The following is a 22,968-nucleotide window of genomic DNA, read 5'->3' as shown; positions in this document are numbered from 1 at the left end:
CCCTGTATAATTCGCCGCCTATTCACCCTGTTTGAACAACTAACACTTAGGATATTCGTTATGATGACTGATGAAGAAAGAATTGAACTGCAACAAAACAACCCATTACACGGTCTTAAGTTAGAAACCTTACTGCAAGAGTTGGTTGATTTTTACGGTTGGGAAATTCTAGATACTGCAATGCGTTTGAATTGCTTTAACACTAACCCGTCGATTGCGAGTAGTGTTAAATACTTGAAGAAAACAGAATGGGCGAGAGAGAAGTTAGAAAACTTCTACTTATACCGTTTTAAGCGTATGCCACGTGCGTCTAATCTTGAGTTTGATAAGCCGCCACGTTCACGTACTTTCCCACACGGTCTTGAGCCAAAAGAGCCAATGGAATTGACGGTAGATTCGATTTTAAAATCACAAGCAAAAGCGGCATCTGCTCATAAAGAACGTACTTCTAATCGTGGTGGTAACTACCGCCGTTAATCATTATAGCTAAATGAACGGCTGTTAATTGAAGATGGTTTCTCGCTAGAAATAAAAAAGCCAAACTGGGTAATCCAAGTTTGGCTTTTTTGTATTTAATATTTAACGATGATTTCGCTAAGTAAGTTAGTACCTACTATGGTTGCTGCTTAGTAGGAGCCAGTGCAATCTCACGGATACATACGTTTTGAGGTTGTTGGTAAGCAAAAGACACTGCGCGTGCGATATCGTCAGCAGCTAATACGCCGCCCATGTTTTCTTTCCACTCACCATAGCCGTGTTTAATCTCTTGAGAAGAGGTGTGAGACAGAAGTTCAGTTTCAACTGCACCCGGTGCAATAGTTGTAACACGGACGTTTGATAAAGCCACTTCTTCACGTACGTTTTCAGAGATAGCGTGAACCGCAAACTTAGTACCGCAGTAAGCCGCATGGTTTGGGAATGTCTTCTTACCAGCAATAGAGCTGATATTGATAATAGTACCCGTGTTACGCGCCATCATAGGTGCTAAAACCGCTTGCATACCATTTAGAAGGCCGATAACGTTCACATCAAACATTCTCTTCCACTCTTGTGCATCTTGAGTGTCGATTTGACCAAGAAGCATAGCGCCTGCGTTGTTGATTAGCGCATCAACAGGGCCGAATTTTGCTTCACCCTGAGCGATTGCAGCATCAAAAGAGTCTTTGTCTGTTACATCTACTTTTACAGATAGAGAGTTTGGTAAGTTAAGCGCTTCAAGACGGTCAATACGACGAGCAAGAAGCAGCAGAGGATGACCTTCATCGCTTAAACGACGAGCGATTGCTTCACCAATACCAGAGCTTGCACCTGTAATAACAACTAATTTTTTCATCTTCTATTTCCTTAATAAATTCAATGAACAATCGAAGTCAGAGCCCTGCTTCGTTGCGATGGAGATATATTACTGTGACTTGTATTGTTGATATATAGTCGTTTACTTGAAACTCTGTTGCTGTACTGCAACAATAGAGCGTCGATAACTATTGAACCACTATTATGATCAATCACATTAACCTTACTGATATTCGCTCGTTTGTTCTTATTGCTCGTTTGGGTAACTTTACTAAAGCTGCTGAAACGCTTGATGTTTCTCGTTCGCACGTATCACGCCAAATAAGTAGCTTAGAAAAACAGATGAGCGTGACTTTATTAATACGAACAACGCGCACGCTTCGTTTAACAGAGGCCGGAAAGCATTTTTATCATCAATGTGAACAAGCTCTTCATACTATAGACCAAGCGTTGTTATCTGCTGTAGATGATGTCGAAAAAGTGCAAGGAGAGATAAAAATAAACTGTGTTGGTGGTTATTTAGGTGAGGTGTTTCTTGCTGAGCTAGTAAATGATTTTATGCAGCAATATCCTGATGTATCGGTGAGTTTAGATTTCAGTAGTAACCGTGTTGATTTAATCGAAGAAGAGTTTGATATTGCGTTTCGTATGGGAGCCCTTGAAGATTCAGGATTTGTCGCTAAAAAGCTGTTGAATATTGAAATGGGAACATTAGCAAGCCCCTCTTATTTGGCTCAACGTGGAAGGCCGACTCACCCAAAAGAGCTGAATCAACATCATTGTTTAACGGGGTCGGTACGAAAATGGCATTTTCAATCTCTTAAAAATAAAGAGCATTATGACGTTACCGTGAAAGGTAATTTACAGTGTAAAAATGGTCGTGTATTGGTGTCTGGTGCGCTAGCAGGTAATGGGATTATTCGTGTTCCACTAATTTATTGTCAGCAAGAGTTAGATGATAACAAGCTTGAGCAAGTATTTGAGGAGTGGGGGATACCAAGTGTCGACTTTTCAGCCCTTTATCATCGTGACCGTTATCAACCCAAACGATTAAGAACCTTTATTGAGTTTATAGCGAAAGCTTGTCAGCCTTAGTTACTTTAATACGTTAACTGAGCGATTAATAAATTTATTACCTCTAAAGGTTGATATTGAGCCATTTATTAAAAAGAGTTTTGGCATTTTTTCTTATAACGTCTACTATTCACTATAGTGGTTCGCAGTAAAAGGTCATGGATGATATGAGTGTTCGATTAAAGCTAGCGTTATATTTATTGGTGCTGTTTTCAGTATCTATTACCAGTTCAATTCTGACATTTAAGTTAGAGGCCTATGGTGATAAAAAACTTGAATGGGTTATTCATACTCATGATGTAATAACAAATTCAGAAAAACTACTCAGTAGTCTTAAAGATGCCGAGACGGGGCAAAGGGGCTTTTTATTAACCCATAACGTCAGCTATCTTCAGCCATATTATATGGGGGAATCAGAAGCCCGAAACATCTTAGAATATTTATACCAACTGACTAGAAATAACAAAGATCAGCAAGCTGCCCTTGATCATCTTTCCGAAGTGATGCAACTGAAGTTCGATGAGTTAAAAGAAACAATTGAATTAGCGCAAAATAACCAACAGGCTCAAGCGCTCGTTATTGTCAGAGAAGACAAAGGCAAAGCGTATATGGATGATTTGAGAAAAGACTTAACTCAGTTCATTAATATTGAGCTTATATTATTAGAAAAGCGTAAGGGTGATTATAAAGAAAATCGCAGTAAGTTAGTGACCTTCATTAAACTACAAATGGTATTTTTGGCTTTTTTAGCCATTGCGACTCTCTTTTTTATGAAGCGAAATTTGTTTGATCCCCTTCATTTATTACTTTCTAGTACTAAAAAAATGCAACAAGGTGAAAAATTAGATATTGCCGACATCGTTGAACAAAATGAGATGGGCAACCTATTATCTGCTTTCTTTAAAATGAATGAAATTGTCCATGAAAAAACAGAAGCGTTAACTTATAAAGCGCATCATGATGAGTTGACTGGACTTAAAAATAGAACAATGGTGAATGAAGATCTTCAGTATGCGCTGCAACACGCTGAACGAACTCATTCTAAGGTTGCAATCTATTTTATTGATTTAAATAAATTTAAAGAGATTAATGATACGCTTGGTCATGATGTTGGTGATGAGGTTCTGATTAAAACTTCGCAGTTGTTGGTTAAAGCGGTACGACGAAGAGATAATGTATATCGATTAGGGGGCGATGAGTTTTTAATTATAGGTCAAGAGATTGCTCAACATTCTGGCGTGAAGAGATTATCATCAAAGTTACAAGACCAGTTTACCTCTCCAATCATTATAGGATCTGAACCTATGAGTATATCGCTGAGTATGGGTGTCGCTATTTATCCTGATCATGGGAAGCATGGAGAGGAGTTGATTAAGTACGCAGATATTGCAATGTATGAAGCGAAAAAAGAGGAAGGGACAACTTGTTCTGAATTCACTCCCTCTATGCTTAAAAGAGAGAGTGATTAAAGAGTAAATGATATCGATACCATTAAGCGATATGGTATCGATTTTTTCCTGATACTTTCGCGCAGTACATGGCTTTATCTGCTTTATTAAGTGCCGCTTTAACACTTACGTTTTCATCTGCTTTCCAATAATACACCCCAATACTTGCTGAGATTACCGGTTCACAATGATTAATTATGATTGGTTGATTTATCGTATCTAAAATTCGATTTAAAACGGTATGTATGTGGTTATGCGTTTTTTCTTCATCATTTGTCAAAGTAAATGCTAATAAGAATTCATCACCCGCTAAACGGGCCACTAAATCATCTTTAGAGACGCTATTTTTTAATCGTTGTGCAATTATCTTAAGTAGGTCATCACCACACTGGTGACCATAAGTATCATTCACGGCTTTAAAGCCATCTAAATCAAGAAATAAAATATAAACCGGTGTATTACTTTGTTGATATTTAAGAAGAGTTTGATGAGCATTCTGCCTATTGGCTAAATGTGTTAATGCGTCATGATTCGCTTCAAATCTCAATTGCTTTAATTTTACATCTTGTGTTTTATCATTAATGGAAACAACAAAAGATTCTACTTTGTTTTCGCTATTTTTAATGATTTTAATTGTGATTAAGCAAGGTAGCCACTCTCCGTTGCTAGACACATCGGTTTTGATTTGAAAAGAACCACGAGTGAGTAATTGCTTTAAGATGCGATAAGAAAATTTAACAGGGTGGCGAACAACTAATTGGTTTAATTTATTGATATCACCAAAATAACGAATAAAGGCCGTATTTTTTGTTTCAACGCTCATGTCGCGTAAAAGAACGATAACAGAGCTTGGGTTCTGGTCAAAAATGGTTTCGGCTAATCGTTGACGTTGCTCTGCAGCATAGCGTGTAGTGATGTCTTCAATATGCAGTAATGAGTGTTGTTCACCTGAAATTGGGTATGATGAAATTTGATAGCGTACACCAGTAAGTTGATGGCGGATAATAACGGGTAACAAACGCTTATGCTGTTCAATATGTTGTAATAATTCGTTGATACGTGCGCTTGGCTCAAACTCATGCAGTATGCAGTTAGGCGTTAAAGAACCATTATTATTATAGCTTTGATTACCAATCTCTGGAAAAAGCAGATGGGCAGCAGGGTTGTAATAGGTAATTTCTTTACTCGGTGAAATGACGATTAAACCTTGCTCTATAGAGTCAAGAACTTGATTAATATAGTGGTTTTTATCCTCCAAACTTTGGAATGCTTGAGTCAATAAATCATCTCGATGACTAAGGTTATCGAGCATTTCATTAAAGCAGTGAGTCACCATGCCTATTTCATCTGGGTGTAAAACATCAAGGCGTTTATTGGTAACCCCTTTCTTAATAACCCCTTGCATTGAATAAAATAAAGACAACAAAGGCGTGGCAATTAGTTTGTGTAATCCCTGGGCAAAAATAAGCGCTAAAACAGACAGTATTATTGAGGTAACTAAGAAAATAACGATGATCTGATTACGCTGTTTAAACATATTATCTTTGGATGCCCATACCGTTAGATTACCAAGATGTTCATTATCTAGTGTAATTGGATGGGTCACAGCAAAGAAAACAGAGTCAGAGCAATGAATGGTTTTACCTTTCCACTGACAGCTTTCTGGTAAATTATCCAGTTTTGCAAAGGGCTCATTATTTATATGTTCAACGTGAGCAGCAATGATTTCTGGGTCAAAAGAGAGGGCATTCATTTGGTCTAACCCCGTTTCTTGATCATTAAAAATTAAAGCACCAGACAGGTTGCTCGCGATCCCTTGGGCAAGAATGGACGTTCTCGTATATAAATTAGCACTGTGAGTAATACCGACAAAATGCGCGACACTAGCACCAAGAATGATGGTACTTAATGTTAATAACGTCCAAATTGGGTAAATAACTTTTTTACGCAACGGTAATGCACTAAACCAATGATGAATCATAATTTATCCTCATTGGTTGCTATTTCTGACACTGAAAGCAGTTGCGAACGAATAGATAGCCCGGTTGGCTTAATATTATTTAAACTGATCAAAGGTTTAATTCTGTTGTTTACTTTAATAAATGCAATCATTCCGCCAGATTGAACAAATGGCTTCCCGTCACCAATAAGCAGTGCGTGTGGTTGCGTCGTTTTTAATTGCTGAATGACACTAGAGCTTTGAGTTGAAAGATAAATGAGATGGCAAGTTTCTTTCTCTAGTTCTTTTATGGAGGTGTACGGTGTGAATTTTGCTCGTTCAGGTTTTTTTTCTATGAGTGTTTGTAAGGTATTACTCGTCTCCAATTCTGCGGCTGAGCAAAAATTGAATTGTTTATTAGCTGGGGTAAACTCACCCCAGGTGGTTAAAAAAGCAAATCGGAACAGATAAACCGCTTTTAGGTTATGATCTTGAATGTTGTTATCATTTGCTTTTAGAGGAAAACCGATAAGTAAAAGCAACAGGCAGCCCATGATTTTACAACGTAAGCTGTAAAATAAAGAGTTAAATGAACTTGCCTGTGCTTTTGTATTTAGCATAGCTATATGAAGTTCCAGCTGATTTCAGCGTAGTATTGGGTACCATTAGCAAAGGGGCCATATTGCTCTGGGTATTCTTTTAGTTGATCGCTGCCTAGGTTTTCTGCGCTGACTTTTATGCTTGGCCATGTTGGTTTGTGCTGCCAGTTAACCGACATATCAAGAGTGATGATCTCGGGCCATACTAAGTAGTCATCACCATAACCTTTATAGGCTTCAATAAGCGCTTCATCAGGTTCTGATGCTGAAACATAGTTAACAACAGAGGAGACCCAAACCGTTGGATGGATGTCCCACATAATATGCAAAGTGGCATAATGGCTTGGAGTATTTTCTAGATCTAAAACAGGTAAGTCATTTGAGCCACAGATAGACCCAGTACAATCCCCTTTAATGGTTTTGTAGCTGTAATTAGCGTTAACTTGCAGTACATCAATGGGTTTCCACTGAGCGCTGATTTCTCCGCCCATGGTTTCTTGGGAGAGTGGGTCGATTAGTTGGGCATACATATCATGAATTACAGTTCCAATTGAAGTATCAGAGCCAGCAGATGATGTATAAACATAGCCACCAAGGTTTTTATAAGCTCGAACATTATCATGTTGGCTGTAAAATAAACTCATACTTAATTGGAATTGATTGTCTTGCCAATAACGATATCCAATTTCATACGTATCAATGGATTCCATTTCTAGATCACGATTACCTAAATATTTATAGGCTTGAAGATAATCAACAGGGCCTATCGTACCATTTACAGGCTTGTCATAAACGCTGCCTGTTGCAGGGTCATAATAACCACATGAACTACAAGAGTAGTTTTCTTGAAACTGAGTATCTAACTCTAAGCGAGAAGGCGTAATCACTGCGCGACCCCAGCCTGCCCATAGACGTTGATTATCCGTTAACTTTTGCAGTGCACGCACTTGTGGTTGTGAATACCACTCTTCGGTAATGTTTGCATATTGTATGCGATTGCCAAGGGTAACTTCTGTGCTGTCAGTTACGTTAATGCTCCAGTTTGTATAAATACCATAACTTTGGTTTAAGAATTCATGCTCTTCAATTGTGCGAATATAAGGCGAAAAGTATTGTTCTTTTTCTGTGAATTGAGCGTATTCTTCATCAATAATACGAGCGTTGGCTCCAATGGTTAGCGACCCAAAATCTTGAGTATTAAACGTGTATCGAGTATCTAAATCTAAACGTGTAAAACTGGCGGGTTCATTGGTACCGTCTGATTCACTGTGAGTGAGCCAAAGTTGATTTTCCCATTGGTCGCCATCCAGTTTGTCATGTAAATATTGAAAGCCAGCAAAGAGCTCTTGAGAGTTCATTTCAGTAAAGAAAGCATCGTAATCATTTTGATGTGATGCTGGGTCTAAAAAAGCAGGCGTGTATTGCAACCATTGATAATCTTCACGAGAGCGGATCCCGCCAAATTGCATTGAAACGGTGTTTTGTTGGTTTTGGTAGTCAGCACGCATCCCAAAACGTTCGGTTAATACTTTTAAGTGGCGAAGTTCATTAAAGATAGGGTCTTTATCGGTAAAGGGGGAGTGTTGTAAAGATTCGATATAGCCAGATAAATGGGTATAGTCATTTATCTGACCACTGTGATGCGCTTTAAATTCTTTATAATCGAAATTACCTACCGCTGCACTCACTTGAGCTTTTGGCGCATTTTCTGCATCTTTTGTGATGATATTAATAACACCATTAACCGCGTTGCCTCCCCATATGGTGCCAACTGATCCTAAGACGACTTCAATGCGGTCAATATTATCTAAGCTTACGGGCAAGGTATCCCAATTAACACCAGAGTACATCGGGTTGACGGTACTTCTTCCATCAATCATTACTAATAGTGTGTTGTTTTCACCTTGGTTTTTACTACGAGCAGAGACTGTCCAGTCATAATCTGAGAATTTAGCGACATGAAGACCGGGAGCAAGAATAAGGACATCGGCAATTGAGCGAGCACTAGAACGTTCAATCTCTTTTGAGGTAATAACATGAACAGATGCAGGGACGTCCGACAAGCTTAAAGAGGTTTTGGTTGCGGTAACAACTTTTGTTTCAGTGAGTGAATCTAAAGGCATATTTAACAGCGCATCAAGCTCATCAAACTCTTGCTCTATGTTTGCAACTGCAGAAAAAGACACGAAGACACATACAGCATATAGGAGTGAGGCTCTAGGAAGAATCAACATAATATCTAACACACTACATATAAAGAATGAATGAACGGCACTAAGTAAATACCCATTTCGTATATTTTGATTCAATTCTTATATTTAAGATAATGGCTGGAAAGAAATTTACGACTTAACTCTATATTTATGTAATTTATTTCTTTTTTTGTTGCGTTGTGATTTCTCTTGTTAAGAAAAAAGCCGATACACATGAAGAGTATCGGCTTTGTTGTAGTGTGCTGCCTTGTTCTGAAACGTACTTACGCGGTTTGTAATTTCAGCCTTTCTACTGGTTTATCATTAATTGGTAAATGAATTAATGCCGCACAGAAAGCCAGAACAACCGTAGACCACCAGATTGGCTCATATGAACCGTAATAATCATAAATACGACCGCCAGCCCAAGCGCCTAAAAAGCTGCCAACCTGATGAGTAAAGAAAACTAAACCATACAAGGTTGATAAGTAACGAGCCCCAAATATTTGGCGAACCAAACCAGAGGTTAATGGCACTGTTCCTAACCAACAGAAACCAATGGCGCCACCAAAGATAGCCGCTGTATGCTCTGTTACAGGTAAAGTGACGAACGCACCAATGACAACAGTACGAACAAAATACAATGCAGACATTACGTGACGCTTGTTGAATTTGTCCCCCATCACACCCCAAAAGTAAGAGCCAAAGATATTAAAGATACCGACATAAGCTAATGCCATTGCTGCGCTTGAAGCGGGTAAGTCTTTATCTGCTAAATAACTAGGTAAATGCGTTGCAATAAACATCACATGAAAACCACACACAAAGAAACCTGCGTGTATGAACCAGTAACCCTTGTGTGAAAAGGCCTCTTTTAATGCCTCTGTTAGGGTTTGAGTGTCTTCTACTGTCGCGCCTTGTGATGATGGTTTTGCAGTTTTCATAAATAGCGCAAAAGCCACCATCAATGCACATAACATCGCAAATACTTGCATCGCAATTTGCCAGTTAAAGTCATGCAATAACGTTTGTGCACCAGGGATCATAGCAAACATCCCAAAAGAACCTGCTGCTGTGGTTAAGCCAAAGGCTTTTGCCGCGTGCTCAGCAGGAACGACTTTGGCAACCGCGCCCAAAATGATCACATAACTTGTTGCACTTAATCCAAGACCAACGAGAGCTCCTAAAGAGACATAAAGCATACTTGATTCAGTGGCAATAGACGTTAAAGCAAGGCCAGCTGCATAAGCGATAGCACCCATAATAATGATGCGCTTTGAGCCCCATTTGTCAGATGCCATGCCTATAAATGGTTGGAAAATACCAAATAAAAGGTTTTGTAAGGCAATAGCAAAACTGAAAAATTCACGACCGGTTTGGAAGTGCTCTGAAATTGGCATCATAAAAATGCCGAATGATTGTCTGATCCCTAGACTGATAATTAAAATCCCGATCCCAAGCCATACTAGTGGTGGAAAACGAAAAATACTCATAATGTGCTCTTAATGGTGATGATGAGAATGGTGATGGCTATCGTCTTGACCTGTTTGCTGGTGGCATCCACTATTTACGGCTTGTTGAGCTAATAAATTCAACAAAGCAGGTGAGTTATGAACGGCAATAAGGGATAAAACTAATAACACACTCATTCTGACCAATTGAGCGAAAATGGATTGTGAAAACATGCTGCGCTCTTAGGGTTAAAAAAGAAGAGCGCGCATAGTAGAGAAAGGCTGCCTATGAGGCAAATGACTATTTTTCAAAGACTCTATGATTTTTATGCATAGTATTACCAATAAAGGAAGGTGCTAGCTAAATTTAGTCGGTAATTTCACCAACGATAACGTCTTCAACTTTACTGTTTAAAAACAGATTACGTTTAATTATAGGATCTACCGCAGCCAGTGCAGCGGAAGAGCCCGCCCAATGGTTGGTATGAGCGGCGAGCTCTACGTACGCAACATTGCTTTTAATTCTAAAATGAACAACTTGACCTGCGCTTTTATAGTTCGAAGATAAGATCGCTTTAGCGCTGTTCTCGGCAAGGTCTTTAAAAGACGTTTTAGGTATGCATTGGCTGACAAAACTCATTGAATTAAGAGGGTTTTCGCCACCAATTTGTGAAAACTCAGCCATGGCGTGACGATAATCAGGAATGTCTTCTGGTAATGACAATAAGAACTCATTGTTACTGCACTGAATAGCCTCTGGTTCTAGAGTACTTTCTAGCTGGCAACCGCTAAGAAGAGTAAGTAATGACATTAATGGAAGTGTTGGCTTCATAAGAGGGGGACTCTATATACTAACTTTTATAAATATTGAGGCCAGTGTATAGACTTAAAGCTAAATGTCGTGTCTTTATTTTGATAAATGCTGAAACAGAAGCAGAAAAGTCAACTTATTACTCATACAGCATCCTCAGAGATTGATGCAGTATTTTAGGGAGAGCAATGTGTGATATCAAACAGTAGCATTATCTGTTTATTAGATTTACCGTTTACTAATCAAAGATAAACCTACCTTATTTAGTTATTACTTCCTACACTTAGATAAAGCTAGTTTGTAAATAGGATTAAATATGAAAGGGATTATTTTTTCAGAGTTTTTAGAGTTAGTGGAAGATACCTTTGGCTTGGAAGTGTGCCAGCAAATGTTAGATGATAATAATGATGACGGAGCTTATACCTCTGTCGGTACTTATGATCATAAAGACTTAGTTAAGTTGATTGTGTCATTAAGCAAATTAACCAATATTAGTATTGAAGATTTACAGCAAGTTTATGGGAAATCAGTTTTCTTTACTCTTTATAACAGCATGCCAAGTCTGGAAGGTAAGTCGTCTAATACGTTTGATTTTATTAAACAAGTAGAAAGTTATATTCATCTTGAAGTAAAGAAGTTGTATGCACAAGCAAGTCCGCCAGAGTTTGTTTTTATTTCTAATACAGAATCAGAAATGGTGATGGATTATATCTCTGCACGTTGTTTTTCTAATGTGTGTTTTGGGTTGATCCAAGGGTGTGCTGAGCACTTCAATGAAAATATAGATATTCAAATGCAAGCGATTCAGGAAGATGGTTCTCAAGTTCGTTTTACTTTATTGAAAGTGTAATTTCATTAAGGGGATAAAGATGGATAGTGAGAAAATGATAGAGCTGTTAAATCGGAAAATTCAGCGAGAAAAACAAGCTCGTAAAGCCGCAGAAACCTTACTTGAAAAGAAAAGTAATGAGCTTTATAGCGCCAAAAAGTTAGTTGAAGATACGTTACTTATGGTGCAAAAGCAGGCTGAGAATGATGTGGCTCTATTGAAATTTAAAAGCTATCTTGAGGCTCTTTTTTTGGAGTATAGCCAGCGATTACTGCAAGAGAAATTAACCAAAGGCCTATTGAAACGATTACTTGAAGATCTCGTTAATATTGAGCCAATACAAGCGATTCATCTTTCTTCAAGCCTAGCGACACAAGAGCATGATATTAGTGTTTTCTATACCGATAAGAGCATTCAATTTAGTCACTTCTCTGTATCTAAGCACTCTTTAGATTGGAATGCGGAGTGTACTCAGTTGATTGTTTACCTTCATCAAGATGATGTGCAATGTGGATCGCTGCAAGTTATGTTTACTCAGCCTCCGAGTTCTACATGGTATGACACCATTGAGAATCAGTTTGGCTTGTTTTCTGAGATGCTCAGTGCCGCTTTTGAAAGGCAAAAATTATTAGAAGAAACACTTAAAGAGAAGCAAAGAGCAGAGAAATCAGAACAAGCCACTCGTGACTTTGTTGCCATGATAAACCATGAACTAAGAACACCGCTTAACGGGCTGCTAGGGTCAGCAGAGTTAATGGAAGATACCGTTATTACTCCATATCAGCGTACTTTGCTTGAGACTGTACATCAGTCAGGTGAGATGCTTAGAGTTATCATTAATGACTTGCTTGATTTCAGTAAGATGAGTGCGGGAATGCTAGATCTTAAAGTTGATAATTTTGCACCAAGTCGACTTATATCGACTATTCAGCAAATTTTCACTCACCAAATTGAAGAAAAAAGACTGATCTTTGAAGTCAATGTGACTCCAAATCTCCCTGAAATGTTGCAAGGTGATGTAGATCGAATTCAACAAATTATTGTAAATCTAATTGGTAATGCGATTAAATTTACCAAAGAAGGCAAGATCATATTATCGGTTTCTTGGGTTAATAATGCACTACAAATAATCGTTTCAGACACGGGATGTGGTATTCCTAAAGATAAGCAAAGCAGTCTCTTTGATCCTTTTAGTCAGGTGGATAATTCGAGCCAAAGGCAGTTTGAAGGGACTGGTCTTGGGTTATCTATTTGTCAGTTTTTGGTCTCGGTTATGCATGGGGATATTTCGTTTTCAAGTGAGGACGGTGTTGGTTCTGATTTTAAGGTAGTAATCCCACTTAATGAACCTTCGATTCAGCAAAGGAGTAATGATAACGAGGTTGGTTCTTCTTTTCCAATTGAGCAACTGTCTATCTTGGCGGTAGAGGACATTAAGATGAATCAGACAATTTTAAAGATGATGTTAGCTAAGATAGATGTAACTCCAGAATTTGCCGATAATGGGCAGCAAGCCATTGATTTTTTAAACAAGAATGACGTTGATATTGTACTGATGGATTGTCGAATGCCAATAATGGATGGTTTTGAAGCGACAAAACAGTTAAGAGAGAACGGGTATAATAAGCCGATCATTGCGCTTACTGCGGGGACGACATCGATGGAAGTGGATTTGTGTATTGCTGCAGGAATGGACGATGCGTTGAATAAGCCTTATAAATTAAAAGAACTTCAAGCGATGTTGAAACGATGGGGAAACCAATTGGTAAATAAATAGCTTGGTATAAAAAAGCCTTACTCTATAAAGATACAGAGTAAGGCTATGATATTTAAAAGGGTTGAAATTACACTTCTTGTTCTTTTAGTTCTGCTGTTTCTGCATGTTTGCTACTTTCAAGCATCTTACGAATAATGAATGAAGCAACAAAAGCAACTGCAACCATCACAACCGCTAGAATGGTTAATAGCTGGAAATAACCGCCATAAACCGTTTGCACAAACTCTTGGGTGATCACTTGGCCTTTCTCTTGAGCGATAGAGGTTGAGAATACCGCACCAATAATGCCACTTAACGCCATCGCAACAGAGAATAGACTGACAGAAAAGCCTTCGATGTGTTTTGGTGCAACAGACAGAATGAATGCAACCACTAAACTGCCTACAATCACTTCAGCAAACGCTTGGAAGAAGTGAATTAATAGGAACACTTCAGGACGAATGATTACATCTTCGCCCACGCTCATTACCGCCATGGTTAAAATACCAAAAGCAATGGCTGTTAGAATGAAGGCAAATCCAATTTTAGTTGCTGTTGAGAAATGAATATCACGTTTCTCAAGAGCAGAAAATGTCATCGCAATGATTGGGCCAGCGACAATGCACCATAATGGATTCATCGCCATTGACGCTTCTGGTGCAATTGGGATTAGGTTGAATAGATCACCACGCATAGTATTAATGGTTACCATGGTCATTGATGTCATCATTTGACCGTAGTAAACAAAGAAAGCTGTGGTCAGTGCTGTAACGATAAGGATAGTCCCCATTTTTAATGCGTCTGATTTCTCAGATTTGATCATTAAGAAAATGAAGTAACCAATAGCGGTAAGGCCAATTGCGTAAACAATGTTTTGGCCAATGTCCATGTTTGAGAACATGAAGAATACCAATGCAATCATAGCAATAGAGGTAACTAAAAATGCAGCCCAGTTTTTAGAACTTACTGGTTGTTGGTCAATATCCGCACCAACAGTTAATAATGATTTACGGAAAACCACTAATGTCGCTAATGCAAAGAAGGCAAGAATAGCAGATAACATGAAGCTTCCGTGGAAGCCAAGCACTAGTACGAACATAGGGAACAAGTACTGGCCCAATAGCGCACCTACATTATTTACTGAGTAGTTTACAGGGTAGCAGTTTTCAAAATGTTCCTGGGTATCAAAGGTGCGCTTATAAAGGCTTGGATAAGAAGGAGACATTAAACCACGGCCGTAACTTGCTAATGCAATACCGCATAATGCCATTGGAACATTGGTGGTGTATGAGCCTAAGACAAGTAAAGCGTAACCCACAGAGAAACCAAGGTAGCTGATGGTTAATGAGCGGTAAGCGCCTAAAAATTTATCGGCAATAAAGCCACCGGCGATAGCAAATAGAGGGCCAATAGATGAAAAGGCACCGACTACCATCATGGTATCAGCTTCGCTGTAGTTTAGTTCTTCTAAGAAAAAGCGAGTTAATATAACCATTACGCCATAAAATGATAAGCCAAACATCATTTGGCAAAACATCATGGACTTATTTAATTTGTTCCACATAAGGATTCTCTTTTAGATAATTACTCCAAGTATTTTACCATTAAGAGAATGTAACAAAATACGAATTTTTTATTTTTTCATCGTGTAAATATTGTAAGTAAGGGTGTTTTTTAGTGGGATATATTACAATTTATTAATAATTCTATATATTAATTTTCTTATGATTACTAAGTGTACGATATCCTGATAGGAAATAGATGAATCATTCAAAAGGTGTTCTTTTTGATCCGAATCATCTATTTGCTAAATAGAAGGGGGTATTTATTACTTTTGGGCTAATAGATACTCAACGCCACCAACAATGGCGGCAACTTGTGCATCATTGCACTCTTGTGCTGTTACTTTGTCGCTGTCTGGATACACTTCAGTTGTCGATACAAAATCAGCATCCGTTAGACCTGCACACAAACCTAACTTCTTCGTTGGGTATTCAATTACGCCTTCTTGAACCACATCAGAGCCAATAATTTGGTTATTCTCATCAGGTGGTGCAATGTGTGTAACGGTACGAACAGAATCAATGATGGCTGTTTGAAATGCCGTTGCTGGTTTTTCTGTATCACCTACCGTGTAGAAACCATCAGGAATGTAACCTTCAATATATTCTAAGCCATCGCGTGCAGCTAATGCAGGGCGAAATTCTGTTTCATCACTGTCTGTCGTTTCATGCAGATCAATGTGCGCAAAAATAGGCGTTCCAAGTGATGCAACTAATGCCATTAATCCTGCCGATTCTTCAGCAGGACTATCTGCATAAAAAGAACGGTTTGGATCGGTCGCTGTTGGGTTCCAACGATTAATCACTTCATAACCCCACGGGCTAACACAAGGGGCAACGACAATATTAAACCATTGACTGTAATGCTCAGCTTTGGTATCTACAAATTGCAATGCACCATGAACGCCTGAAGTTTCATAGCCATGAACACCACCGCTAATTAATAGTGTTGGTTTCGCATTATCCCATTGGCGAGTTTTAATGCACAATAATGGAAAGCGCGTTTCGTCATACGATAATGCGCCATATTGAGAGACATCGAAGCGATCAGAAAGCGCATGAATTTTAGTTGCTACTTCTTCTTGGTAAGAGCGCTTTACTGTCATGCTTGCAAGCCAAGCCGCTTTTTCTGCTTCGCCCCAAGGTTGGCCTTTTGTTCCAATTGGGTAGCTGTAATCGTCTTTCATGATGTTTCCTTATTAATTATGGCTATCTGTATGAACTTAGTTGGTTTGTTCATGGCTCCATATAATACGATCACTTCCGCGATAAATCCCAAAATGAATGGTTGCTTTAATGAAATCTTCAAAAGAATCGTTATTGTCTTGGTCTTGCTGTAGCCAAGGCAGGTTAACTAACGACAAAGTAGGAATGACTTGCCCTTGATTTCCGTTTCCAGGGGCAGTGAAGTCCATGCTCGTAAGTCCATCTTTAACTTGAGTATTTTGAGCCTTGTTAAAACTCGCTTCTGTTATTCCTTTTCCTACAGGAAGAGCATTTGGATCGTTACCCACATTAAAGCTAAAATCAGATAGGCTAAGCTCTGTGCAAGAGTCAGTAGTGTTACGAACGAAACGACCATTATCGTAATATTCAGTCTCAATTCTCGATTGAAGTGCATTTAACTCTGAGCCATACGCATCTTCCATTGTTATTCGTCCCCACTTTTGCTGATGCTCAGGTGTGGCAGGGAAATTATAATTAAGGCAATTTCCTGTGGCATTTAACTTATAACAAACGCCATCTTGATCTTCGATGTCTTCAGCAGTAAGCGCTAAAGTGATGGTGTCATTGGTTGGTGATATCGGATCAAACGGTTTGTTATAACGCAGTTTGGCATTTTGCAGTTGTACCTTATTCTGCAGAGGCAATTTAATGACATTACCAGAAGAAGCAAAACCTGCGCGTCGACCAAGGATAGAAAGCGAGTCACTGTCTATCACTTTAATATTGGAAGGTGAAGCCGAATAGGTTCTAAAATCCCACTCTTTGTTATAGCGCCACCATTGGCCGATACTGTAGTTTTGTAAACGACCACCTGTGTATGAGAGAGGCGTTATCTCTAACGTTGGCAAGGTATCAAACACGAACGTTTGTCCCATGTAAGTATAAGTTCTGCAAGCATTTTTGATGGTAGGTTGTTCGGCAGATAAACTAAAATACGCCGGAATAAATCGACCAATGGCCCCCGTATTCGCGGCTTTAATCTGATATGCATTACTGCCTAAGTATCCGGGTGGTGGCGTGATTGATATATCAAAAACACCGACCTCACTAATGCTTTGCTTAAACGAATTTGTGCTGTCTTGTTTTGCAGCATGATTATAAGTATTAACCAATAAATTCCCTGTATTGCCACCAATGTTTTGGGCAGGAGCAATAAGTGTGTGGTCTAATATTAAATTATTTTGAGCATAGTTTGGAGTTACTGGATTATCAGTTAAATTGGTGTCGTTATCCTTCTCCCATGCGTGAGCCTTAATGTTTAAGTTAAACTCTTCACCAGCATGAGCAAAAATGGAGCAACTTGTGTCTTCTGATTGACAACGACTGTTAGAATTTGAATTGTTTTTATCGCTTACTGACGCACTTAAGCCAACAGGAAAACTGACAAATTGATCGCTCCCTTCAATATCTTGGTTATACGATTTTGCGTATTTAGCATTGAGTTGCAGTTGCCCAGCATCGATATAATTTAACGCAATTTGAGCCTCGTTATTGGCAAAGTTTAACGTGAATGTAGTGGGAGACGCTTCTTGTTTTCCTATCTCACGCCATGAATTATTAACGAGTCCATATAGGCTTGGTGAACCAATAATATTTTGTTTAGTTGGTGAAATGTAATCAGACCATAATTGAATGTTCTTTGTGCCCGTAAAGGAATTACCACAGCCTTTAATGGTTGCTGTCACGGGTTTATTGGCTAATTTGTCAGGAACAGTAACGGTTAACCCCTCAGATTTGAAATTGAGAGTACAGTTTGGGCTACTTAATGAACCGCCATTGATACTGCATAAGGTGTTGCTGAATGGTTTTGTTGAGGGAGATGAGCTATCAACATTCAAGCTCACATTCCCTTGAGTTGGTTTACCTATGGACAGGTTCGCAATACCATTTTTCATTGTGATATTGTTTCCACCAAGCCAATAACCATCTGAGCTTAAGTTACTGGTATTAAGAGTGACATCAATCTCATCGGTAAATAAGCTTGAGCAAGAGGCATCAGCACACGCTCGCAATGTTACGTTAGATACATCACAAGTAGAACCTTGCCCTGAGTGGTCAAATTCAAAATGGTCAATTTGCTCTCCAATCGGTTTTGAATACAGAGCACACACTTTGAAATTATCTATTTCATGAGTGTTATATAACTGCCCTGTTGAACCAGTTAAAGACATGATGAAATTTTCAGGTGTTTCATCTTGATTGTATTGAGAGCTCAGTACATTTATCGGTCCAATGATTTTGTTAAAACGAGGAGTGTTTCCCTTAGGTTCTACACTTCGTTCAACGGTTACATTAGCTGTATTATTACTTCTTGAGTCGATAGTAATACGATAACGATGGGTATTATAGTTGCCATTATTTCCGTCAATATTTGGAGAAACCTTTTCTCCATCTATATAGTTATATCCAGAGTATTGCTGGCCTGATCCTCGAAGTACAACTGATTGATTAGTATAGTAAGAGTTGTGGTTTTTTGACCCTCCTTCTTTTGAATAGTTGCCGTATTCATCTAAACCAATACCTAACCAACCACCAGCAAAACCAGGTTTTACCGCTTCTGAGTTCTTCTTGAATCCATAACCTAAAGGCCCACCAAATGCGCCTGCTTGAGGGGTGATTTCTGCATCAGAAAATACAATAGCAAGGCCGTCAGCACCATTGCCGCCATACGCCATGTAATCAAACTCCACCTCTATCTTGTTACCAAGAGCAGGGTATAAATATTGATAAGAAGAAGCCGTTGATTGTGCTCTTCTTGCTTGAGTTAACTGTAATCGACCATTGATTATTTTAGGAATAAAACTGCCACTACTAGAGCTCGTCACCCAATTGCTGTCTAAATTTCCACTATTAAAATTATCTTCATAACAAGTAGGTAAAACCACATCAGGGCATGGGTGGCGTTGCTCGTATAGTTGTTCAATTTGCTCGTCAGATAAGGCTTGTTCAAATACGTTTACTTCATCAATTAAGCCATTAAAAGTACGAGTTAAATCATAATCATTACCTACTTGTAGTGGCTGATTATTTACCTGTAAGTGCTTTAGTGGAGAGACGTCTTCAGTAATGGATTTTACTTTTTCGCCATTAATAAAAATCGAGGCTTTATTTCTATCGTGAGCGTTATAACGAATGGTAACGTGCGACCACTGATTTTTGGGAATACTTTGTGTCGTCGTTAGGTTCATAGGGTAGCGAGAGTTTTTTAACTCCCAATACCAATTGACTTGGCCATGTGAGTTTAAATGAAATTCATAATTACCATTTTTCGAGACAATAGTATTAAGGCGACCGCTAGAAGGGTATGAGCTTGGGTTTATCCATGCGCTGACCGTAATGGTATCTTCATTAGACAGTTTACTGTTATTCGGAACTTCAATGTATTGTTGTTGTGATTTATTAAAAGCGCCATAGCCACAAGTCCCCATCTTGGCTACATCGATAGGTAGGGCTGGGTTGTCTTTTTGAGGAGCAAGGTTATTAATAGCGATACCGTCATAGCCGTTGCCAGAGCTGTCTTTAACCTCACCAATCGAACCGTTCCACGAGTCTTCATCTAAGCGTAGAGATAATGCCGCAGCTGGAAGGGTTGGAGGAGGGGTTAGTGTTTTATTAATATAGGCATCACCTTCCATAAATAAACTTCGGCTAGAAGCTCGACCATCAATATGAGACTGGTTGTTTAATGTGAGTTTATCATTCGCATAAACATAGCCTTCGATATAGCTGTTATCGTGGAGGGAAATATCATCATAGCCAACAACGAAAAGTGAGCCGTTTCCTGTTTTTGTTATTTTTGCATCGTTGTTTAATTCAATGTCATTTTTTACAAATAAACGTGCATTGCCTGTCACGTTAATGTTTGCAAATCCAAACATATATAAATTTTCGACCCAATAGTCACCAGCATTTAGTGTAATAGTTGTACTTTCAAGCGTTAGTTTATGGATATACGTTGTACCACTATGAGTTGGTATATTGGCATCACAGGTGTTTCGGATTGTTATATTTCTATATTTTCTATTATTAAGAGTCAGTACTCCAGAGTCACACGTTTGATCCTTTTTTGAATTACCTAATTGAAAAGAAGGTAACGGTAGGGCTGGTGTATTTTTTCCAGTGATTGAACATTGGTGATAGCCACCATTACCATTATCGCAACTATCATCAGGTAATTCGTAATGACTAATACTTGAACAAAAATCTAAGCTATGGCCTTGAGTACCCTCGATTTTGGCATCGTTATACATGGTTAGCTGCTTTGGATTAGAGCATTTCATTGAGTGCCCTTGTGCAATCCCCGGAAAGTAAGTATTTGGATTTATGGTCGGAAAAGCAAATGCACTCAGTGGCATCAAACATAAGCTAAAGACTGAAATAATGAGTGAGCGAGAGAAAAGTTTAGTCATCACTGCGAATACCTACTTCAATAATACGTTGTAAGGTGGTGGTTCCAAATTTACATGTTGCTGTACTGGTTAGGTTATACACAGCTCTACCTGAATCTAGTTTGCCAATAGGTGTACATTTTACTTCTGCTGTACATTGCGATAAGCCTTCGCCTTTAAATGTATAAATACTTGCTGGATTATCAGTAGTAAAACAACTACCTGATTTATCCATGTAGAAACGACTGATCTCAATTTTAGAGCCAGATTGAGCTGCCATATTAGTTCGCGTGCCCATAATAGAAGTCACGATATGCGTACTCATTTTCTGTTGGTTTTTCGTTGCCATAAGAGCCAGAAAACCAACAATAACGATAACAAAAACAGTAAGAATAAGTGCTGAGCCATTTTGACGACTAAGGCGTGTTTGCGATAAGGACATCATGATCCAACCTCACTTCTTCATTATTATCACTAAAGACAAATTGCAGTTTTACTAAGCCATTACGCACGAGAGAAGCTTGCTTAACATCAAATTGAACACTTTTGATTTTTTCAGCCATTAACTCACGATCTCCCGCACTTAATTCAGCAGGAGAAAGTTCACTGCGAGACAACGGATAATTTGCATAACGATATAATAGGCTGCCTTCTAAGCAATAAGCCACAGGGGTTTTGTAGGCAAATAAGCGATGGGCAGGGGAGTTTGCCGTAAAACTGGTTTCTTGAGTAAACTCAATTTCTACGGTTGTAGCTTCAGGGGCTGGCGTAAAATCGATATTGTTTTTAATCTCAGCGACGCGATCTACGCCATTGCTTGGTATATCATCAAGTAAGTCTTGAGTATTAATTGGCATAATAACCACGCGCTCTGATTGAACAAAACCATGCTCTGGTAATACTCTCATCGTATTTGCAGATTCTGGTGCTAATGGTAGTGCTTCATAGACTGCGGTATTGGTGATTGGTAACCATTCAATGCATTGTGTTGTTTGGTTGATTTGTACGCTGTTTGGTACGGCATCACGAATTTCTTTGTGCATACGCTCTGTGACAAAACGGCCTTGTAATAGCAACTCTTCACGGGTGGTTGTATCGGTATAAATAGACATGCTGTGCTGAATAATCGCGCTGAGAGAAAGCCCAACGATGGCCAATAAGACAATTGAAACAATCATTTCAAGTAGAGTAAACCCAAGGGAGCGTTTCATTAAAAATTACCTCGAATTACTGAAAAAGCGTAATGCTGACCTGATGGGTCTACCACATCGACAACTATACGCTTTAAGTTTCCGCTGATAGCATCCGGTTTTCCATCTAAATTAGCGTCGTAGAAAACCTCAATAGAAAGAGAAAAGTTAGGGTAGATACCTGCTAAATCATTGCCTAACACATCTTTTACAGAGCCAGTTAACTCATCAAAATCATCGACGTCGTTGTAGAGCGTTCGTGTTGTTTTATCTTCGTTAGCTTCTTCATCTGGTCCTAATTTGTCAGGAGTTGTGCAAAAAGGTTCTTTGGTCGGTTCGCATACAGGTAACCCGCCATTAGGGCCACTTTTTTGATCAAATTGGCGACCTACAATTTCATCCATTACCGCGGCACCAAGTTCAGCGGCTTTTGTTGAGTACATTAGTTCGGCATTATGTTGTGAACGAGGAACGAGTGAGGTGGTTACGATAATTAAGGCAAAACTCATTAGAACAATTGAGAGAACAATTGAAACCAGGCTAAATCCTTTTTGGTGTTTAGCAAGCATGAATATATCCTTCTTTTTCAATGCAGATTTTAGTTTGTGATTTAGCATTAATGAAAATTTTGCAAACTGTGTTTTTGCACTGCTTTACTCGCCCCATAACATCAAAATCAAAAGCAAAAGGTGTTGCTAATGCATTGTATTGGGTCCCTATCTGTAAGGCGAAGTCGGCACTTTGTTTTTCTAAAATAGCCACATAAGTAATGTCTTCGTTTTCAAGATACTTATTACTACGTTGGGTATTTGGAAAGGAGCTGGCGCATTCAATTGTTTTATCAAGGCTAACTTGTTGAGCTCGGTTTGAATTAATTAACCACCGGTTACAGTAACCGTTTCTATTCATGGCGCGAGTTTGAGTTAAGCGTAATGAATGTAGTAATTCAGTTTGTAATGTATGCGCAGAAACGCTACTAATTCCAGAGAAATAGCTACTTGCGCTAATTGATATGATTGAGAGCAAAATAATGACAGCAATTAGCTCAATTAAAGTGAATCCTGATGTATGGTTTCGAGTCATTTTTTATGTTACAAAACATTAACTGTAAATAGGTCGGTTAGTGTACGGATAAAAGTTTTTAATGGAAGTAAAATAAGCGCTAATCAAATGGATATTTTATGTGATTTATGATTTATTAATGTAAAA

General features: G+C 38.7%; 19 protein-coding genes. 5 read left to right on the top strand and 14 right to left on the bottom strand.

Annotated features, from left to right (window positions below; genetic code table 11):
- Positions 1-60 precede the first annotated feature (60 nt).
- Positions 61-477: a VF530 family DNA-binding protein gene (locus PVK63_RS05835; protein WP_130045962.1), complete on the top strand. Its 417-nt coding sequence runs from the start codon at positions 61-63 to the stop codon at positions 475-477.
- 136 nt (positions 478-613) lie between these two features.
- Here PVK63_RS05835 and PVK63_RS05830 read toward each other — a convergent pair whose 3' ends face one another.
- Entirely contained in the window at positions 614-1,333 is a 720-nt protein-coding gene (locus PVK63_RS05830) for an SDR family oxidoreductase (RefSeq protein ID WP_130087920.1), read from the bottom strand.
- Positions 1,334-1,497: 164 nt separating this feature from the next.
- Between PVK63_RS05830 and PVK63_RS05825 the strand changes: the two genes are divergently transcribed.
- Positions 1,498-2,388 carry a LysR family transcriptional regulator gene (locus PVK63_RS05825; protein WP_165367112.1) on the top strand — a complete coding sequence of 297 codons (891 nt, stop codon included), beginning with the start codon at positions 1,498-1,500 and terminating at the stop codon, positions 2,386-2,388.
- A 146-nt stretch (positions 2,389-2,534) separates the two neighbouring features.
- Positions 2,535-3,836: a diguanylate cyclase domain-containing protein gene (locus PVK63_RS05820; protein WP_274440029.1), complete on the top strand. Its 1,302-nt coding sequence runs from the start codon at positions 2,535-2,537 to the stop codon at positions 3,834-3,836.
- 22 nt (positions 3,837-3,858) lie between these two features.
- Here the strand turns inward: PVK63_RS05820 and PVK63_RS05815 are convergent, their stop codons facing one another.
- The 6 genes from PVK63_RS05815 to PVK63_RS05790 all read right to left on the bottom strand — a co-directional run bounded on the left by PVK63_RS05815 (position 3,859) and on the right by PVK63_RS05790 (position 10,828).
- Positions 3,859-5,796 carry a diguanylate cyclase domain-containing protein gene (locus tag PVK63_RS05815; protein WP_274440027.1) on the bottom strand — a complete coding sequence of 646 codons (1,938 nt, stop codon included), beginning with the start codon at positions 5,794-5,796 and terminating at the stop codon, positions 3,859-3,861.
- Positions 5,793-6,374: a YfiR family protein gene (locus PVK63_RS05810; protein WP_274440026.1), complete on the bottom strand. Its 582-nt coding sequence runs from the start codon at positions 6,372-6,374 to the stop codon at positions 5,793-5,795. The genes PVK63_RS05815 and PVK63_RS05810 overlap by 4 nt, the downstream gene beginning before the upstream one ends.
- 2 nt (positions 6,375-6,376) lie before the next feature.
- Positions 6,377-8,587, bottom strand: a complete 2,211-nt coding sequence (locus PVK63_RS05805; RefSeq protein WP_274440024.1) for a TonB-dependent receptor plug domain-containing protein — start codon at positions 8,585-8,587, stop codon at positions 6,377-6,379.
- 242 nt (positions 8,588-8,829) lie between these two features.
- A complete protein-coding gene (locus PVK63_RS05800; protein WP_274440023.1) occupies positions 8,830-10,038 on the bottom strand; it encodes an MFS transporter in 1,209 nt (402 codons plus the stop codon).
- A 9-nt stretch (positions 10,039-10,047) separates the two neighbouring features.
- Complete coding sequence (locus PVK63_RS05795; protein WP_146864443.1) at positions 10,048-10,230, bottom strand: hypothetical protein; 183 nt, start codon at positions 10,228-10,230, stop codon at positions 10,048-10,050.
- Positions 10,231-10,363: 133 nt separating this feature from the next.
- Positions 10,364-10,828: a hypothetical protein gene (locus PVK63_RS05790; protein ID WP_274440022.1), complete on the bottom strand. Its 465-nt coding sequence runs from the start codon at positions 10,826-10,828 to the stop codon at positions 10,364-10,366.
- A 295-nt stretch (positions 10,829-11,123) separates the two neighbouring features.
- Between PVK63_RS05790 and PVK63_RS05785 the strand changes: the two genes are divergently transcribed.
- Together PVK63_RS05785 and PVK63_RS05780 are read left to right on the top strand one after the other, a co-directional pair.
- The gene (locus tag PVK63_RS05785; protein WP_274440021.1) at positions 11,124-11,657 is read left to right on the top strand and encodes a heme NO-binding domain-containing protein; all 534 of its coding nucleotides are present in this window, start codon (positions 11,124-11,126) and stop codon (positions 11,655-11,657) included.
- 19 nt (positions 11,658-11,676) lie between these two features.
- Entirely contained in the window at positions 11,677-13,413 is a 1,737-nt protein-coding gene (locus PVK63_RS05780) for an ATP-binding protein (RefSeq protein WP_274440020.1), read from the top strand.
- 67 nt (positions 13,414-13,480) lie between these two features.
- On the opposite strand, the gene PVK63_RS05775 is transcribed toward PVK63_RS05780, so the two are convergent.
- From PVK63_RS05775 to PVK63_RS05745, 7 genes are all read right to left on the bottom strand, one after another.
- Positions 13,481-14,956, bottom strand: coding sequence for a peptide MFS transporter (locus PVK63_RS05775; RefSeq protein WP_274440019.1), 1,476 nt, complete (start codon positions 14,954-14,956; stop codon positions 13,481-13,483).
- A 264-nt stretch (positions 14,957-15,220) separates the two neighbouring features.
- Positions 15,221-16,141, bottom strand: a complete 921-nt coding sequence (locus PVK63_RS05770) for a M14 family metallopeptidase (protein ID WP_274440018.1) — start codon at positions 16,139-16,141, stop codon at positions 15,221-15,223.
- A gap of 36 nt (positions 16,142-16,177) precedes the next feature.
- Positions 16,178-20,590, bottom strand: a complete 4,413-nt coding sequence (locus PVK63_RS05765) for a DUF6701 domain-containing protein (protein WP_274440046.1) — start codon at positions 20,588-20,590, stop codon at positions 16,178-16,180.
- Positions 20,583-21,014, bottom strand: coding sequence for an MSHA biogenesis protein MshP (locus PVK63_RS05760; RefSeq protein WP_274440017.1), 432 nt, complete (start codon positions 21,012-21,014; stop codon positions 20,583-20,585). Before PVK63_RS05760 ends, PVK63_RS05765 begins: the two co-directional genes overlap by 8 nt.
- Positions 20,986-21,780 (bottom strand): PilW family protein, encoded by a 795-nt coding sequence (locus PVK63_RS05755; protein WP_274440015.1) that lies wholly within the window; start codon positions 21,778-21,780, stop codon positions 20,986-20,988. The genes PVK63_RS05760 and PVK63_RS05755 overlap by 29 nt, the downstream gene beginning before the upstream one ends.
- On the bottom strand, positions 21,780-22,328 hold the full coding sequence (locus tag PVK63_RS05750; protein ID WP_274440014.1) for a type IV pilus modification PilV family protein: 549 nt from the start codon (positions 22,326-22,328) through the stop codon (positions 21,780-21,782). The genes PVK63_RS05755 and PVK63_RS05750 overlap by 1 nt, the downstream gene beginning before the upstream one ends.
- The gene (locus PVK63_RS05745; protein ID WP_274440013.1) at positions 22,318-22,842 is read right to left on the bottom strand and encodes a pilus assembly FimT family protein; all 525 of its coding nucleotides are present in this window, start codon (positions 22,840-22,842) and stop codon (positions 22,318-22,320) included. The genes PVK63_RS05750 and PVK63_RS05745 overlap by 11 nt, the downstream gene beginning before the upstream one ends.
- Positions 22,843-22,968 lie beyond the last annotated feature (126 nt).

It is taken from the genome of Aliivibrio sp. S2TY2, assembly GCF_028765525.1.
Classification (GTDB): Bacteria; Pseudomonadota; Gammaproteobacteria; order Enterobacterales; family Vibrionaceae; genus Aliivibrio; species Aliivibrio finisterrensis_A.
Note: the sequence above shows the minus strand (reverse complement) of the source record. Positions and strands in the feature narration are given on the sequence as shown.

Coding starts and splice junctions, on each gene's coding strand:
- PVK63_RS05810 (WP_274440026.1), bottom strand. CDS start 6,374: ATGCTAAATACAAAAGCACAGGCAAGTTCATTTAACTCTTTATTTTAC.
- PVK63_RS05780 (WP_274440020.1), top strand. CDS start 11,677: ATGGATAGTGAGAAAATGATAGAGCTGTTAAATCGGAAAATTCAGCGA.
- PVK63_RS05785 (WP_274440021.1), top strand. CDS start 11,124: ATGAAAGGGATTATTTTTTCAGAGTTTTTAGAGTTAGTGGAAGATACC.
- PVK63_RS05795 (WP_146864443.1), bottom strand. CDS start 10,230: ATGTTTTCACAATCCATTTTCGCTCAATTGGTCAGAATGAGTGTGTTA.
- PVK63_RS05825 (WP_165367112.1), top strand. CDS start 1,498: ATGATCAATCACATTAACCTTACTGATATTCGCTCGTTTGTTCTTATT.
- PVK63_RS05755 (WP_274440015.1), bottom strand. CDS start 21,780: ATGAAACGCTCCCTTGGGTTTACTCTACTTGAAATGATTGTTTCAATT.
- PVK63_RS05760 (WP_274440017.1), bottom strand. CDS start 21,014: ATGATGTCCTTATCGCAAACACGCCTTAGTCGTCAAAATGGCTCAGCA.
- PVK63_RS05805 (WP_274440024.1), bottom strand. CDS start 8,587: ATGTTGATTCTTCCTAGAGCCTCACTCCTATATGCTGTATGTGTCTTC.
- PVK63_RS05775 (WP_274440019.1), bottom strand. CDS start 14,956: ATGTGGAACAAATTAAATAAGTCCATGATGTTTTGCCAAATGATGTTT.
- PVK63_RS05830 (WP_130087920.1), bottom strand. CDS start 1,333: ATGAAAAAATTAGTTGTTATTACAGGTGCAAGCTCTGGTATTGGTGAA.
- PVK63_RS05790 (WP_274440022.1), bottom strand. CDS start 10,828: ATGAAGCCAACACTTCCATTAATGTCATTACTTACTCTTCTTAGCGGT.
- PVK63_RS05800 (WP_274440023.1), bottom strand. CDS start 10,038: ATGAGTATTTTTCGTTTTCCACCACTAGTATGGCTTGGGATCGGGATT.
- PVK63_RS05745 (WP_274440013.1), bottom strand. CDS start 22,842: ATGACTCGAAACCATACATCAGGATTCACTTTAATTGAGCTAATTGCT.
- PVK63_RS05820 (WP_274440029.1), top strand. CDS start 2,535: ATGAGTGTTCGATTAAAGCTAGCGTTATATTTATTGGTGCTGTTTTCA.
- PVK63_RS05815 (WP_274440027.1), bottom strand. CDS start 5,796: ATGATTCATCATTGGTTTAGTGCATTACCGTTGCGTAAAAAAGTTATT.
- PVK63_RS05835 (WP_130045962.1), top strand. CDS start 61: ATGATGACTGATGAAGAAAGAATTGAACTGCAACAAAACAACCCATTA.
- PVK63_RS05765 (WP_274440046.1), bottom strand. CDS start 20,590: ATGACTAAACTTTTCTCTCGCTCACTCATTATTTCAGTCTTTAGCTTA.
- PVK63_RS05750 (WP_274440014.1), bottom strand. CDS start 22,328: ATGCTTGCTAAACACCAAAAAGGATTTAGCCTGGTTTCAATTGTTCTC.
- PVK63_RS05770 (WP_274440018.1), bottom strand. CDS start 16,141: ATGAAAGACGATTACAGCTACCCAATTGGAACAAAAGGCCAACCTTGG.